The organism is Streptomyces sp. NPDC033165 (genome assembly GCF_055577965.1).
The window spans coordinates 202,046-216,903 of sequence record NZ_JBVIPK010000008.1; the positions used below are offsets into that span (position 1 = coordinate 202,046).

A 14,858-nucleotide genomic window follows, 5' to 3' on the forward strand; every position below is an offset into this window, starting at 1 on the left:
GTGATTCTTATCGTATGACGCCGATCACCGACGTGGAGGGGCGACGGGTCTCGCTCAGCAATCTCGACAAGGTGCTGTATCCGGCCACCGGGACGACCAAGGGCGAAGTGCTGCACTACTACGCGGCCACCGTCGCCGGGGCGGTCCTGTCGCATCTGCGCGACCGCCCGGTGTCCTTCCTGCGCTATCCGGACGGGCCCGACGGGCAGCTGTTCTTCACCAAGAATCCGCCGCCCGGTACGCCCGCCTGGGTGGCCACGGCCGCCGTTCCCCGGAGCGAGGACCCGGCCGCCCGGCAGGTGATGGTGCAGGATCTGGCCTCGCTGATGTGGGCGGCCAACCTGGTGGTGGAGTTCCACACCCCGCAGTGGCGGGCGGACGCTCCGGAGATCGCCGACCGGATGGTCTTCGACCTGGACCCCGGCTCCCCCGCGACCGTCGTGGAGTGCTGCACGGTGGCGCTCTGGCTGCGGGAGCGGCTCGCGGCCGACGGGCTGCCCGCGTACGGGAAGACGTCCGGGTCCAAGGGGCTGCATCTGCTGGTCCCGCTCACGCCGACCCCCTCCGGCGAGGTGTCCGCGTACACGAAGCGGCTCGCCATGGAGGCGGAGGCGACCCTTCCGGAGCTGGCCCTGCACCGGATGAAGCGCGCCCTGCGGCCGGGGAAGGTCTTCGTCGACTTCAGCCAGAACGCGGCGGCGAAGACGACCGCGACGCCCTACACCCTGCGCGCCAGGCCCGAGCCCACCGTGTCCGCCCCGGTCACCTGGGACGAGATCGCGGACTGCCGGGAGGCCGGTGCCCTGGTGTTCCGGGCCGGGGACATGGGCGGGCGGCTGGAACGGTACGGAGATCTCCTCGCCCCCCTGAATGATCCGGAACAGGCGCGTCCACTCCCGGGGTGACCCCCTGGGCGGGTCCAAGTGAGCCCGGGGGGCGCGGATTGCCCTGTGGCGGTCCCTCGTTCACAGCGACCTCACAGCCGAATCGTCTTGACCTGGTCATGACCTGGTTACGGCGTGAGGAAAGGCCGCAAGTGGCGGGTGGATTGTCGGACCCGTGGTGCACACTCTGCGCAGGCGCTTTCTGCGGGGCGCGCCGAAGGGGTGTGACGGACGGGCGCGCCGCGAGGGCGTGCCCGTCCGGGCGCTGTCGTGGTCGTGGGGAGGGGATGGCGTGTTCTCGGGGATCGATGAGGTCGACTGGGCCTCGATGGAGCATGCCTACGGGCCTGCCGACGATGTGCCGGAGCTCCTGAGGGGGCTCGCGTCGGACGATCCGGCGGAGCGGGAGACGGCGCTCGACGGCATGTACGGCGCGGTGCACCACCAGGGCGATGTATACGCCTGCACGCTGGCATGCATCCCGTTCCTCTTCGAGCTGGTCGTGGATCCGGGCGTGCAGGACCGGGGCTGTGTCGTCGAACTGCTCACCAGCATCGGGGGGTTCGACCTCGACGAGGACGACGAGGACGAGATCGACGAGGACGAGATCGAGGGCGCCGCGAACTACGCGATGGCGGCGGCCGCGGTCACCGCGGGCGCCGGGGTGTTCTTCGAGCTGATCGCCGACGAGGACCCCGGAGTGCGGCTCGCCGCCCCGCTGGCCCTCGCCACGCTGCACCGGCACCCCGTGCGGGTCCTCGCGCTGCTGCGGGAGCGGCTGCCGGTGGAGCCCGACGAGGAGGTGCGGCTCGCGCTCGTCGAGGCCGCCGGGCGGGTCGCGCTGCGGCACCGGCCGCTGGCGGGCCGGGTGGCGGAGTGGCTGAACGGGCTGGCGTCCCGCGCCCACTCGCCGGGTCTGCGGCTCGCGGCCCTGGCCCAGCTGGCCCGCTGCTCGCCCGATGTCCTGCCCGGTGATGTGGTGCCGGTGGTGTCGGGGCTGCTGCGCGAGATGCGCGCGGCACCCGAGGCACCCCCGGTGCCGACGGAGTGCGCCGCCCCGGAGACGAACGGTGCGGGGGAACCGGGGAGTGTGCGGGACCTGGACGACACAGGAGACCTGGGCGACACGGGGGACCTTGGCGACACGGGGGACCTGGGCGGTGGGCGAGCCCCGGACTCCGCACCGGAGCCCGGCCGGGAGGCGGGTGCCGAAGCCGGGACCGTTGCCGGGGCCAAGGCCGAGGCCAACCCCGGGTCCGGGACCGCATCCACAGCCGGGTCCGGGGCCGGGTCCACAGCCGCACCCGGGTCCAAGCCCGGGCCCGGGGCCGCAGACGGGCCCGGCTGTGGCCCCGGGCCCGCAGACGGCTCCGGGGCCATGGACCAGGACCCCGACTCCGAGCCCGTGGCCGCATCGGACGGCTGCCGGGGCGAGCAGGTCGCGGCGCCGACGCTCGTTGGACAGCTGCGGGCCCTGTCCGCTCAGGACAGCGCGGGGCGCGGCACCCCCTGGGCCGCCGATCTGCTGCGCACGCTCCACGTGGGCCTCGACGACCGGGTGGGCGACCGCACCGCGCTGCTCGCCGACCAGCTGCGCAGCCCCGACCGCTGGCAGCGCATCGACGCCGTACGGATGAGCGGCGGGCTGATACGGGCCTGGCGCGGCCCCTACGAGGAGCTGGTGGCGCTCGTCGGCGACCAGTTGGGCGACCCCGAGCCCCGGCTGGCGGAGGCCGCGTGCCATGTGCTGGAGGAGCTGTTCCGCCTCGCGGCCCCCGCGGCGGACGCCCTGGCCGCCCGGCTGGCCGCCGACCCCGGCGGCTGGGTGAAGGCCTGGGCCGGCGGCCCGCCCGGCCTCGGCTCCACCGTGAAGGCCCTGGCCCGCCTCGGCGACCCCCGTGCGGTGCCCGCGCTCGCGGCGGCCCTGGAGCTGCCCCAGGTGGCGCACGACGTGGGGTTCGCGGTGGGCCACCTCGGGGCGGCGGCCCGCCCGCTCGCCGGGGCGCTGCGGCACAGGCTCGCGGAGGTGGAGCTGGACGAGGGCGCCTACGACCGGGCGAGCCCGCTGCTGGCCGGGCTGACCGCGCTGCGCGCCGGCGAGGCGGCCCCCGAGGTACTGCGGGTGCTGCGCGGGGCGCCGGCGTACCGGGGCGATTGGCTGCGTACGGCGGCGCTGCGGGCGCTGGCCTCGTTCGGGCCCGCGGCGCGGGAGGCCGTCCCGGAGCTGCGGGCGCTGATCCGCCACCCGGGGACGGCCGCGGCGACGGAGGCGGCCGAGGCGCTGTGGGCGGTCTCCGGGGACACCGGGGCGGTGCTGCCGGTGCTGATCGAGGGCCTCCAGTCCGACCAGGTGCACGACCGGCGGGCGGCGGCGGTGGCGTTGGGGGCCCTCGGGCCGCGCGCGGAGGTGGCCGCGCCCCGGCTGCGCGGGCTGCTGGCCCACGACGAGCTGTGGCTGCGCGTGGACGCGGCGATCGCGCTGTGGGAGGTGTCCGGACGGCCGCGGGAGACCACCGAAGTGCTGCTGGCCGCCTGGGAACGCAGCCGTCATGTGCGGGTCCGGGTGGCAGAATGCCTGGCGCGGATGGGACCGGTCCCCGGAGGGTCGGCCGCGGCACACGTCCTGCACACCGAACTCGCCTCCGTACGCCGTCACAACGCGATGGACGGCGGGTACGGCAGCCACGACATCCACGAGGACGAGAAGCTCCTGACGCTGTGCCGACGCGCGCTCCGGCAGACGGGGCGCGGCACGGGACGAGAGACGGGGAAAGGGACCACGGCATGATCATTTTCGGCACCAAGGGCTACCTCCACCAGCTGGCCATCCTGACGATGGTGTGCGGCTGGTGCGGCAATCCGGCCGCGCACACCCTGCGCAAACGGGTCACGAAATTCACGCTGTTCTTCGTGCCGCTGTTCCCCTTCTCGACGAAGTTCGCCACGCAGTGCACGTTCTGCGGCGGGGAGCAGCAGATACCGCAGGAGCAGGCCGACCAGCTGCTCGCGCAGCACACGGCCGGGCAGGACGGCCGACTGTACGGCCAGGCCCAGCAGCAGCCCGGTTTCACGCCTCCGGGCCAGGGCGGGAATCCTTACCAGCGCTGAGCCCCGGCCCGTACCGACGACGAACCGAGGCGTCACGTAGGGGCATGAAGTGGGCATTGCGTACGATCCTCCGATTAGGGTGTGAGCCCCCCTGTCGTCCGCGCGGTCCGGCGGACGCCCGTGAGCCCGTCGAGCCCCGCCGGAGAGGAGGCGAGCCCCTTGCGCCCGTATCGCGTCCCGTCGGCGGCCCGCGCCGCGTGCGCCGTAGCCGCGCTCGCCCTGCTGTCCGGCTGCGGTGCGGCGGGCGGCCTGGAGAGCGCGGGGGACGCGCCGTCGGCCGTCGAGCCCAAGCACCTCTGGCCGGAGCTGCCGCCCGCCTCCTCCGCCCCGTACGACTACGGGGAGGGCGAGACGGCCCGCATCCCGGGGATCCGGGTGCCCGGGGGCGATGTGCGGCGGCTGGACCCGGTCGCCGTGGCGCAGGCCGGGCTGAAGGCCAGGACGAACCGGGACAGCGGCCTGGACGAGCTGCCGGACGAGACCGTCCGGCAGATCCGCGCCTGCCGCACGGCGCCCGACGACTGCCCGGTCCTCCCTCCGTACTACCGCGACCTGACCGGCGACGGCAGGGACGAACTGGTGCTCGGCATTCGCATGCCCGACCAGCAGCTCGCCGTGCGCGCCTATATGCCGGACCGGGGCGGGCTGACCCGGATCATGTCCGCCTACGACGCCGTGATCAGCGTGGAGCTGGCGGGCCGGGACGTGATCATGCGGGCCCCCTCGGTGATCCCGGGGTACGAGTACCGCACCGCGTGGTCCTGGGACGACCGGCAGCGCGCGATGCTGCCCACCCGGGACGAGATCCTGCGGACGCCCGAGCACCGGAAGGGCCCGAGGACCCCGAAGGCGACACCCACACGGACCCCCTCGCCGACGCCGTCCGCCACCGATGCTTCCGCCCCTACCGCTGCCTCTGCCACGACCGCCGACGCCCCCACGGAGACGCGATGAGGAGGCGCGGGCTCCGCTCCCCCTCCTGGGCCGCGGGCCTCACCTGGAAGTCCGCGGTCTTCCTGACCGTCATGTGCTGCACGCTGGCCGCGCTCCTCGGCGTCCTGGTGCACACCGCGGTGACCCGGCAGACGGTCGGCCACGCCCGCGAGAAGGCGCTGGAGCGACTGGAGGTGGTCACCGACGCGTACGAGGCCGGGGAGCCGCTGCCGCGGGGCTCCGGCATCGACCCGCCGGGCCTCCCCGCCTCGCTGCGCGCCCTGGCCGCGGGCGGCGAGCGGGGCACCATCGTGGCGGACGGCCCGCACCGCCCGGGCGACCCGGACGGACAGGGCGGCCCCGCCATGTGGGCGGCCGGCCCGGCGGACGGGCGGGCGCTGGCCACCTGGACGGACTACAGCCACAGCGCCCGCACCATCGGCGGGCTCGACCGGGCGATCATCGGCTCCTCGCTGCTGGCCATCGCCGCCACCCTGCTCGTCGGGCTGTTCGCCGTCGGCCGGGTGACCCGCAGGCTCCACCAGAGCGCCCGGGTGGCCCGCCGGATCAGCGCGGGCGATCTCGACGCCCGGGTGAACGACCCCCGCACCGCCCGCCCGGTCCGCGCGCAGGACGAGGTGGCGATCGTGGCGGGCGCACTCGACACGATGGCCTCGACGCTCCAGCGCAAGCTCCAGACCGAGCAGCGGTTCACCGCCGATGTGGCGCACGAGCTGCGCACCCCGCTGACCGGCCTGTCGGCCGCCGCCGAACTACTGCCGCCCGGCCGCCCGGCCGAGCTGGTGCGCGACCGGGTCAGGGCGATGCGGGCGCTGACCGAGGACCTGCTGGAGATCTCCCGCCTCGACGCCCGCACGGAGCAGGTCGATCTCGCCGTGCACGATCTCGCCCCGCTGGCCGAACGGGTCGTGCGCGCCTCCGGCACCGACACCGAGGTCCGGGTGACGGGCGCGGCCCGGGTGGAGACCGACCGGCGTCGGCTGGAGCGGGTGATCGGCAATCTGGTCGCCAACGCCCACCGGCACGGGGCCCCTCCGGTGGTCCTGAGCGTGGACGGCGCGGTGGTGACCGTGAGGGATCACGGGCCGGGGTTCCCGGCGTATCTGCTGGAAGGCGGGCCGCAGCGGTTCCGTACGGAGGGGGCGGGCAAGGGCCACGGGCTCGGGCTGACCATCGCGGTGGGCCAGGCCCAGGTCATCGGCGCGCGGCTGGAGTTCGGCAATCCGCCGGACGGCGGCGCGCTGGCCCGGATGACCCTGCCGGAGTACGTGCACCTCGGCGAGGAGGAAAGGGGCGGGGAAGCCACCGGCGGTGACGCCCACGGTGACCCGGACGGCTCACACGAAGGCCCTCCTCACCGAACGTGACGCGTTGCGGACCCTCTGTGGCGAATTTAGCGTGACCAGGGCGAGCCCAGCTCGTGTCCCCCACGGTTCCCCTTCTCTTTCGCATGGAGGCAGCATGTCCCCCCTGTCCCGCCCCTCGCGCTTCCGCCGGCTCGGCCTGTGCGTCGCCGCAGGCACCCTCGCGGCGCTCACGGCCGGCGCCCCCGCCGCCCTGGCCGCGGACCCCCAGCCCGCCGGGCAGCGCGCCGAGGCCACCGCCCCGGACCCGACATCCGACGAGCTCTCCGCGTCGGCCCTCCAGCGCGAGCACGAGGCCCGCCAGGAGGCGCAGGGGCAGGGGCAGGCCAAGCCCCAGAGGCCCAAGCGGACCTACAAGGGCCGGGTCATCGCCAAGCCCTACCTGCTGCTCCGCGACAAGCCGACCCGCAGCAGCCGGATCGTCGGCTCGGTCGAGCACGGTGCGGTCGTCCACATCTTCTGCAAGACCAAGGGCGACAACGTCGACGGCAACAACCGCTGGTACCTGCTGACCGACGGCACCTGGGCCTGGGGCTCGGCCCGCTACATCGAGAACATCGGTGCCGCGCCGCGCTGGTGCTGACCCCCCCTCACCCGCACGTCCGTCCGCCCGTCGGGCCCGGCTCCGCAGCCGCCCGCCCCACGGGCGGACGCAGGCGTCCCGGCGCCGGGCGACGAGGACATCAGGAAGGTGTGACATAAGGGAAATACAGCGCACCTCTTGCTACGTTGCGGGGCATGACCGCAACGACGGCGGATGCTCCCCCGCCCGAGCTACGCCTGCCGAAGCGGCGCGGGGTGGAGCTCGTCCTTCTCGTCGCGGCCGTCCTCATCTCCGTCTACGGCTACGCGGCGGTGGGCCTGGCCCGCAACGGGGCCGTGCCCCCCGATGTCGCCGGATACGGTGCGGGGCTCGGCATGCTCGCTCTGCTCGCCCATGCCGCGGTCCGCTTCCGGGCCCCGTACGCCGATCCGCTGCTGCTGCCGATCGCCGTCCTGCTCAACGGTCTCGGCCTGGTCCTGATCTACCGGCTCGACCTGGAGACCCCGAGGGACCAGGCCGCGCCCACCCAGCTCATCTGGTCCACGCTCGGCGTCGCGCTGTTCACCGCCGTCGTGGTGCTGCTGCGCGACCACCGGGTGCTCCAGCGGTACGCGTATCTCTCGGTGGCCACCGCGCTCGCGCTGCTGATCGTGCCGATCTTCTTCCCGGCGGTGAACGGGGCGAAGATCTGGATCCGGATCGGTGGACTCTCCTTTCAGCCCGGCGAGTTCGCCAAGATCCTGCTGGCGGTGTTCTTCGCCGCCTATCTGGCCGCCAACCGCAACGCGCTGGCGTACACCGGCCGCAAGGTCTGGAGGCTCCAGCTGCCCGCCGGGCGGGTGCTCGGGCCCATCGTGGCGATCTGGCTGCTGAGCGTCGGCGTGCTGGTGCTGGAGCGCGATCTCGGCACCTCGCTGCTGTTCTTCGGACTCTTCGTCATCATGCTGTACGTGGCGACCGGCCGGACCGGCTGGATCGCGGTCGGGCTGCTCCTGGCCGCCGCCGGGGCGTTCGTCGTCGGCTCGTTCGAACCGCACGTGCACGGCCGGGTGCAGGACTGGCTGGACCCGTTCGCCTCGATCGACGCGGGGCGGGGCCCCGGCCAGCTCGCCCAGTCGCTGTTCGCGTTCGCCGCGGGCGGCATGCTCGGCACCGGGCTCGGCGCGGGCCACTCCATCCTCATCGGCTTCGCCGCCAAGTCCGACTTCATCCTGGCGACGGCGGGCGAGGAGCTGGGACTGAGCGGCCTGACCGCCGTCTTCCTCCTCTACGCGCTGCTCGTGGCGCGCGGCTACCGGGCCGGGCTCGCGCTGCGCGACCCGTTCGGGCGGCTGCTCGCCATCGGCCTGTCGTCGATCCTGGCGCTCCAGGTGTTCGTGATCGCGGGCGGGGTGATGGGGCTGATCCCGCTGACCGGGATGGCGATGCCGTTCCTGGCCCAGGGCGGGTCGTCCGTCGTCACCAACTGGATCATCGTCGCCCTGCTGATCCGGGTCAGTGACGTCTCGCGCAGACCGCACCCGGAGCAGGTGGAGACCGGGGTCATCGCGACGGCGTTGGAGAACGGGCCAGAAGCCGGGGCCGGAGCCGGGGAGGAGGACGAGCGGTGATCCGCTACATCCGGCGGGCCGCCGCCTTCTGTCTGCTGCTGCTCGTGGCGCTGCTCGTCAACGCGGCCCGCGTCCAGCTCTTCGAGGCCGAGGAGCTGAACGACAACCCCGCCAACCGCCGTGGCGCCATCGCCCGTTACGACCAGGCGCGCGGCGACATCCTCGTCGGCGACCGGCCCGTGACCGGCAACCGCAGGACCGGCGAGCAGCTCGACTACGAGCGCACCTACCGGAACGGCCCGCTCTACGCCCCGGTGACCGGATACGCATCGCAGACGTACGGCACCACGCTCATCGAGAACGCCGAGGACTCCGTCCTGTCCGGTACGGACTCAGCTCTGACGCCGCTCCCCTTCTGGAACGACTTCACGCGGAGCCGGCAGCCGGGCGGCAATGTGGTCACCACCGTCAAGGCGTCGGTGCAGCGGGCCGCTTACGACGGCCTGCGCGGGCGGCGGGGCGCGGTGGCCGCCCTGGAGCCGTCGACGGGCAGGATCCTGGCCCTGGTCTCGGCCCCCTCGTACGACCCCGAGCGGCTCTCCGGCACCGGTTCGGCCGTCACCGAGGCGTGGACCCGGCTGAACGCGGCCAAGAGCCTGCCGATGCTCAACCGGGCCATCCGGCAGACCTATCCGCCCGGTTCCACCTTCAAGATCGTGACGGCGGCGGCGGCCCTGGAGTCCCAGGTGGTCACCGACCCGGACGCGCCCACGGACACCCCGTCCCCGTACGTCCTGCCGCATACGAGGACCACCCTGCCCGACGAGTCGCGCGGCTGCGAGAAGGCCTCGCTGGCGGATGCGATCCGGGCCTCCTGCAACACCGTGATGGCCCACCTGGGCGTGCGGGTCGGCCTGGCGGGGATGGCGGAGGCGGCCGGGAAGTTCGGCTTCAACGACTCCGGGCTGCGCATCCCGTCCGGGGTGGCCAGGAGCAACTTCGACACCGACATGAGCGAGGACCAGCTGGCCCTGTCCTCGATCGGGCAGTTCAACACAACCGCGACCCCGCTCCAGATGGCGATGGTGGCCTCGGCGGTGGCGGGCGGCGGCGATCTGCGCCGCCCGCATCTGGTGGACCGGGTGACCACGCACGACGGGGACACCGTCCGGCAGGAGGGTTCCCGGCCGTACGAGCGGGTGATGAGCCCGTCGACGGCGGTGCAGCTCCAGCGGATGATGGTCGACACGGTGGAGAACGGCACCGGGTCGAACGCGGCGATCGACGGGGTGCGGGTCGGCGGCAAGACCGGAACGGCCCAGCACGGAGTCGACAACTCCGGCATTCCGTACGCCTGGTTCATCTCCTGGGCCGAGGCCCCGGGCTCCGGCCGCCCGGCCGTCGCGGTCGCCGTGGTCGTGGAGGACGCCTCCGCCGACCGGGCCGACATCAGCGGCGGAGGCAGCGCGGCCCCGATCGCACGGGCGGTGATGGAGGCGGCGCTGGAGGAGTGACCCGCGCTCTCCGGGAAACTGGGGGCATGACACCGAGACCGTCCGCCGTGGCGCGGGCCCTGGAACGGATCGGGCGACTGGACCCGGCGCTCAACGCGTTCATCGAGGTCTGGCCGGACGAGGCGCTCGCCCGTGAGCCGGAGGCACGGGAACTTCCGCTGGGCGGGCTGCCGTTCGCGGTGAAGGGCCCGGCGGGCATCCGCTCGTACGCGGCCCGCCGACTGATCGCGGCGGGCGGGGTCCCGGTCGGCGCGACCTCCGTCCCCGGCCCCGGGACCCGCTGGCAGACCTGGGGACAGGGCGCCCACGGCCGTACGGTCAACCCGTGGCGGGCGGACCGGACGCCGGGCGGTTCGTCGGCGGGCTCGGCGGTGGCGGTCGCGACGGGGATGGCGGAGCTGGCGACGGGCAGCGACGGGGCCGGGTCGGTCCGCATCCCGGCCGCCTGGTGCGGGGTGTTCGGTCTGAAGACGACGAACGGGCTGCTCCCCTCCCCCGACCGGTCCGGGCTCGCGTCGCCGGGCGTACTGGCCCGGTCGGCGGCGGCCGCCGAGGGGTACCTGCGCCATGTGCTGGACGGGTACGAACCGCCCTCCGCGCCTTCTCTCCCGCTGCCCGCCGTGCACAGCGACGACCTCGGCTTCGCGGACGTGGACCCGGAGGTGTCGGCCGTGGTCCGGGCAGCGGTGGACCGGCTCGTCGCGGCGGGGACCGTACGCCTGCTGGACACCGGCTGCGAACTGCTCGATCCGGCGCGGGCGTGGCCGGCGGTACGGGGCGGGGCGCCCGGGGACCCGGGGGCCGTGGCGGTGCGGCGGGCGAACGACGCGCGGCTGGACGCGCTCTTCGCCCGTGCGCCCCTGCTGCTGACCCCGGTCACGCCGAACCGGCCGCATGGGCACGAGGGCCCGGGCGACCTCTACTCCACCGCCCTGACCTGGGCGTTCAACCTGAGCGGCCACCCGGCGGCGAGCCTGCCCGCCGGGTTCACCGGGGACGGCTGCCCGGTGGGGCTCCAGCTGGTGGCGGCGCGGGGGGCGGACGTCTCGCTGCTCGGAATGGCCCACGCCGTGGAGAGGACTCTGCCTACCGTGCGGTCATGACCTCTATCGAGACAGAAATCAGCAGCGGAGAACACGAGTTGGCTCAGGTGAACATCTCACGGCTCAGGTTCCCGCTGGATTCACCCCAGTTGAAGGACTTCGTCGATGGCCTGGACCCGGTGAACGCGGTCGCCGACGCAGCCGACGGGTTCCTCTGGCGACTGCGCTCCGACTCCGGAAACGCCACGGACGTCCCGGTCTTCGGGGACGACTGGTTGATCGTGAACATGTCGGTGTGGCGGGACGTCGAAGCGCTCACCGCCTTCATGTACGCCGGGCGGCACCGGGAGCTGATGAGCCGGCGCCGGGAGTGGTTCGAGCAGATCCGGGAGGCGATGACCGCCCTGTGGTGGGTGCCGGCGGGGGAACGCCCGACGGTGGCGGACGCCGAGGAGCGACTGCTGCACCTGCGTGAACACGGCCCGACCGAGCGAGCGTTCACCCTGCGCACCCGCTTCCCGGCACCGGCCGGAGTGCACTGATCGACGACGGATGGACGGGCGGCCGGTCGGTCGGTCGGTCGGTCGGTCGGCGGGAGGCTCCGGCTCCCCCTGCCCGGACCGCGGGCAGGTCAGCCGATCGGCCTGCGGGCTTCCTCCCGGACCTCGGCGGTCTCCGCCGCGGCCTCGGCCAGGTCGATGGACCGGGGAGACTTGAGGATGCTCTCGGGCCGGATCAGCGCGACCATCGCGGCGGTGTTGTCGTCACCCCAGGCACACATCGGGATGTTGGCGACACCGACGCCCTCCTTCGACTGCACGACCTGGCACTCGATCGTGATGTCGTACCCCGTCGGCGTGAACTTCTTGGGCGGCACGACGAGCTTCGCGCCGTCGCCCTCCGCCGCCCCTTCCATGATCTTGCCGCGCATGAATCCGGGGCTCGCCAGGCGTCCGTGCATCCCGGAGAGCACCAGGACCCCGCCCTTGTCCGAGCCGTACTGCGCGACGATCGCGTTGGCGTCGCGGATGCTGGCGTCGGGGGTGTCCTCGATCTCCTTGCCCTCCGTCTCCGAGAGGTCCTGGGTGAGGCTGAACTCGCCGTCCAGCAACTGCTTCTCCACACGGAGTTCGTACTCCGCCTCCGGGTAGACCAGGTCGGAGCCCTTGTCGACGAGCTGGGTGACGCCGAAGACGATGCCGCCCGCCACGAGCAGCGCGCCGACCGCGATGCCGACGATCAGCCCGGTCTTCGTCTTGCGCGGCGGCTGCGGACCCTGGGGCGGCCAGCCGCCCGACCCCGGCCCGCCGCCACCGGGTATGCCGGGCTGCCCCCAGCCGCCCTGCTGCGGCGGGGCCGGGGGCTGCTGCGGGTGACCGTAGGGCTGTTGCGGCACGGACCCCGGCGCAACCGGCGGCGGACCGTAGGGGTTCTGCGGGGACGGCGGCCCGTAGGGGCCCTGCGACGGGTTCGGCGGGGTGGTCATACGCTCACGGTACGACACGTTTGCGAACGGAATTTCGATGCGGTCGACATCGGTACCGGGTCGAGAGAATCCCCCCGCGCGAAAGGCCCGCCCCATCGGCTCACCCCGACGCCCCGCGCCGGCACCCGCCGCTCAGGCCGCGTCGGCCGCCGCCCCCTCGCCGATCGCCTCCGCCACCTCCGCCACCCGGGCCCGCTCCTCGGCGGCGAAGCGCTCGCGGTCCAGTTCCTCGGCTATCTCCTCGTCCTGCGACATGAGCAGGTCCAGGTTGGAGTCGCCGAGTTCGAGTACGCCCATGTCGACGTACGCCTTCTGGAGCCGTTCGCCCCACAGGCCGATGTCCTTGACGCACGGGACGATCCGGCTGAACAGCAGCTTGCGGAAGAGCTGGAGGTACTCGGAGTGCTCGGAGAGCTCCTTCGCCTCCTGCTTGCCGATGCCGAAGTTCTCCAGGACCTCGACGCCGCTGAGCCGGTCGCGCATCAGGTAGCAGCCCTCGATGACGAACTCCTCGCGCTCGCGCAGTTCGGCGTCACTGAGCTGCTTGTAGTAGTCGCGCAGCGCCATCCGCCCGAAGGCCACATGGCGGGCCTCGTCCTGCATGACGTACGCGAGGATCTGCTTCGGCAGCGGCTTGGTCGTGGTGTCGCGGATCATCCCGAAGGCGGCCAGCGCCAGGCCCTCTATCAGGACCTGCATCCCGAGGTAGGGCATGTCCCAGCGGGAGTCACGCAGGGTGTCGCCCAGCAGGCCCTGGAGGTTGTCGTTGACCGGGTAGAGCATGCCGATCTTCTCGTGGAGGAAGCGGCCGTAGATCTCCGCGTGCCGGGCCTCGTCCATGGTCTGGGTGGCGGAGTAGAACTTGGCGTCCAGGTCGGGGACGGACTCCACGATCCGCGCGGCGCAGACCATCGCGCCCTGCTCACCGTGCAGGAACTGGCTGAACTGCCAGGAGGTGTAGTGCTTGCGCAGCTCACCCCGGTCGTGGTCGGTCATCTTCGCCCAGTGCGGGGTGCCGTAGAGCGTGAGCACCTCGTCAGGGGTGCCGAGCGGGTCGGTGGGGTCGACCTCCAGGGACCAGTCGATGCGTTTGCTGCCGTCCCACTGCTTGTCCTTGCCCTTCTGGTAGAGGGCGAGGAGGCGTTCGCGGCCGTCGTCGTAGTCCCAGCTGAACCGGGCGGATCCGGTGGCGGGGACCTGCCAGATCGGTTCGGCAGGCGGGGTGGTGTAGAGGTCATGTGTGGACACGGACGGCTCCTTCGCCTCGACTGGCTCATAAGTTCCGTGACACCGGCGGTAGTTGAGCGTGCCCACCCACCGTCTCCCCAGCAGGTTCACACGTTGGTAGACAGCGGGTCAACAAGTCGTCCGCAAGGGATTGACGGGCTTGCTGACGAGCAGTCTCATAAGAGATGACTGCCGGTAACCCCCAGCGTGAGGTGCTCCCGCCATGACGACCGCGACCGATCGCGATATGACCCTGCTCCGTGACGCATTCGGGCCGCTCCGCGACCGCGAGCAGATCGCCGCGCGGCTGCTCGCCTCCTCGGCCAGACACTCCTTCGACCCCGACACCGAACTCGACTGGGACGCGGCTGTCGAGGAGGGCAAGTGGTTCTGGCCGCCGGAGCTGCTCTCGCTCTACGGCACCCCGATGTGGGACCGCATGCCGGAGGAACAGCGTCTCGACCTCTCCCGGCACGAGGCTGCCGCGCTCGCCTCGCTCGGCATCTGGTTCGAGATCATCCTGATGCAGCTGCTGGTCCGGCACATCTATGACAAACCCGTCACCAGCAACCACGTCCGCTACGCGCTGACCGAGATAGCCGACGAGTGCCGGCACTCGATGATGTTCGGCCGCATGATCGACTGGGGCGGCGCCCCGACGTACCCGGTGCCGCGCCTCTATCACAACCTGGCGCGGGTCCTGAAGACCGTCTCCACCACCCCCGGTTCGTTCGCCGCGACCCTGCTCGGCGAGGAGATCCTCGACTGGATGCAGCGCCTGACGTTCCCGGACGACCGGGTGCAGACCCTGGTGCGCGGGGTGACCCGCATCCATGTGATCGAGGAGGCCCGGCACGTCCGGTACGCCCGCGAGGAGCTGCGCCGCCAGATGGTGACCGCCCCGCGCTGGGAGCGCGAACTCACCAGGGTCAGCTGCGGCGAGGCGGCCCGCGTCTTCTCCGTCTGCTTCGTCAACCCGCAGGTGTACGAGAACGTCGGCCTGGACCGCCGGGCGGCCGTGGCCGAGGTGAGGGCGAGCGGCCACCGCGCCGAAGTCATGCAGACCGGCGCCAAGCGGCTGACGGACTTCTTCGACGACATCGGGCTGCTGAACGGCGTCGGCCGCAGACTGTGGCGAAGCTCCGGGCTGCTGGCCTGAAGCGGTGCGGGCCCCAGGCTTTAGT

13 protein-coding genes are annotated in these 14,858 nt (G+C 72.8%); 11 read left to right on the forward strand and 2 right to left on the reverse strand.

All coding sequences use genetic code 11. From position 1 onward, the window contains the following. The first annotated feature begins 14 nt into the window (after positions 1 to 14). The 10 genes from ligD to ACZ5WC_RS20740 all read left to right on the forward strand — a co-directional run bounded on the left by ligD (position 15) and on the right by ACZ5WC_RS20740 (position 11,503). On the forward strand, positions 15 to 905 hold the full coding sequence (gene ligD, locus ACZ5WC_RS20695; RefSeq protein ID WP_468542165.1) for a non-homologous end-joining DNA ligase: 891 nt from the start codon (positions 15 to 17) through the stop codon (positions 903 to 905). 271 nt (positions 906 to 1,176) lie between these two features. Next, a complete protein-coding gene (locus ACZ5WC_RS20700) occupies positions 1,177 to 3,672 on the forward strand; it encodes a HEAT repeat domain-containing protein (protein ID WP_468542166.1) in 2,496 nt (831 codons plus the stop codon). Further along, positions 3,669 to 3,992 (forward strand): zinc ribbon domain-containing protein, encoded by a 324-nt coding sequence (locus tag ACZ5WC_RS20705; protein WP_468542167.1) that lies wholly within the window; start codon positions 3,669 to 3,671, stop codon positions 3,990 to 3,992. The genes ACZ5WC_RS20700 and ACZ5WC_RS20705 overlap by 4 nt, the downstream gene beginning before the upstream one ends. A 159-nt stretch (positions 3,993 to 4,151) precedes the next feature. Continuing rightward, the gene (locus tag ACZ5WC_RS20710; protein WP_468542168.1) at positions 4,152 to 4,946 is read left to right on the forward strand and encodes a hypothetical protein; all 795 of its coding nucleotides are present in this window, start codon (positions 4,152 to 4,154) and stop codon (positions 4,944 to 4,946) included. Further along, a complete protein-coding gene (locus ACZ5WC_RS20715; RefSeq protein WP_468542169.1) occupies positions 4,943 to 6,313 on the forward strand; it encodes an ATP-binding protein in 1,371 nt (456 codons plus the stop codon). Before ACZ5WC_RS20710 ends, ACZ5WC_RS20715 begins: the two co-directional genes overlap by 4 nt. Before the next feature lie 94 nt (positions 6,314 to 6,407). Next, a complete protein-coding gene (locus tag ACZ5WC_RS20720; protein ID WP_468542170.1) occupies positions 6,408 to 6,893 on the forward strand; it encodes an SH3 domain-containing protein in 486 nt (161 codons plus the stop codon). A 155-nt stretch (positions 6,894 to 7,048) separates the two neighbouring features. Further along, positions 7,049 to 8,464: an FtsW/RodA/SpoVE family cell cycle protein gene (locus ACZ5WC_RS20725; RefSeq protein WP_468542171.1), complete on the forward strand. Its 1,416-nt coding sequence runs from the start codon at positions 7,049 to 7,051 to the stop codon at positions 8,462 to 8,464. Beyond that, entirely contained in the window at positions 8,461 to 9,918 is a 1,458-nt protein-coding gene (locus ACZ5WC_RS20730) for a peptidoglycan D,D-transpeptidase FtsI family protein (RefSeq protein WP_468542172.1), read from the forward strand. The genes ACZ5WC_RS20725 and ACZ5WC_RS20730 overlap by 4 nt, the downstream gene beginning before the upstream one ends. A gap of 26 nt (positions 9,919 to 9,944) precedes the next feature. Continuing rightward, positions 9,945 to 11,021, forward strand: a complete 1,077-nt coding sequence (locus ACZ5WC_RS20735; protein WP_468542173.1) for an amidase — start codon at positions 9,945 to 9,947, stop codon at positions 11,019 to 11,021. Next, positions 11,018 to 11,503 (forward strand): DUF3291 domain-containing protein, encoded by a 486-nt coding sequence (locus tag ACZ5WC_RS20740; RefSeq protein ID WP_468542174.1) that lies wholly within the window; start codon positions 11,018 to 11,020, stop codon positions 11,501 to 11,503. Before ACZ5WC_RS20735 ends, ACZ5WC_RS20740 begins: the two co-directional genes overlap by 4 nt. Positions 11,504 to 11,592: 89 nt before the next feature. Here ACZ5WC_RS20740 and ACZ5WC_RS20745 read toward each other — a convergent pair whose 3' ends face one another. Together ACZ5WC_RS20745 and ACZ5WC_RS20750 are read right to left on the reverse strand one after the other, a co-directional pair. After that, positions 11,593 to 12,447 carry a hypothetical protein gene (locus ACZ5WC_RS20745; protein WP_468542175.1) on the reverse strand — a complete coding sequence of 285 codons (855 nt, stop codon included), beginning with the start codon at positions 12,445 to 12,447 and terminating at the stop codon, positions 11,593 to 11,595. A gap of 132 nt (positions 12,448 to 12,579) precedes the next feature. Beyond that, positions 12,580 to 13,695, reverse strand: a complete 1,116-nt coding sequence (locus ACZ5WC_RS20750) for a ferritin-like domain-containing protein (RefSeq protein WP_468542176.1) — start codon at positions 13,693 to 13,695, stop codon at positions 12,580 to 12,582. Positions 13,696 to 13,897: 202 nt separating this feature from the next. Here ACZ5WC_RS20750 and ACZ5WC_RS20755 point away from each other — a divergent pair, with 202 nt between their 5' ends. Continuing rightward, positions 13,898 to 14,833 (forward strand): AurF N-oxygenase family protein, encoded by a 936-nt coding sequence (locus ACZ5WC_RS20755; protein WP_468542177.1) that lies wholly within the window; start codon positions 13,898 to 13,900, stop codon positions 14,831 to 14,833. Positions 14,834 to 14,858 lie beyond the last annotated feature (25 nt).

Coding starts and splice junctions, on each gene's coding strand:
- ligD (WP_468542165.1), top strand. CDS start 15: ATGACGCCGATCACCGACGTGGAGGGGCGACGGGTCTCGCTCAGCAAT.
- ACZ5WC_RS20705 (WP_468542167.1), top strand. CDS start 3,669: ATGATCATTTTCGGCACCAAGGGCTACCTCCACCAGCTGGCCATCCTG.
- ACZ5WC_RS20715 (WP_468542169.1), top strand. CDS start 4,943: ATGAGGAGGCGCGGGCTCCGCTCCCCCTCCTGGGCCGCGGGCCTCACC.
- ACZ5WC_RS20720 (WP_468542170.1), top strand. CDS start 6,408: ATGTCCCCCCTGTCCCGCCCCTCGCGCTTCCGCCGGCTCGGCCTGTGC.
- ACZ5WC_RS20725 (WP_468542171.1), top strand. CDS start 7,049: ATGACCGCAACGACGGCGGATGCTCCCCCGCCCGAGCTACGCCTGCCG.
- ACZ5WC_RS20735 (WP_468542173.1), top strand. CDS start 9,945: ATGACACCGAGACCGTCCGCCGTGGCGCGGGCCCTGGAACGGATCGGG.
- ACZ5WC_RS20740 (WP_468542174.1), top strand. CDS start 11,018: ATGACCTCTATCGAGACAGAAATCAGCAGCGGAGAACACGAGTTGGCT.
- ACZ5WC_RS20745 (WP_468542175.1), bottom strand. CDS start 12,447: ATGACCACCCCGCCGAACCCGTCGCAGGGCCCCTACGGGCCGCCGTCC.
- ACZ5WC_RS20755 (WP_468542177.1), top strand. CDS start 13,898: ATGACGACCGCGACCGATCGCGATATGACCCTGCTCCGTGACGCATTC.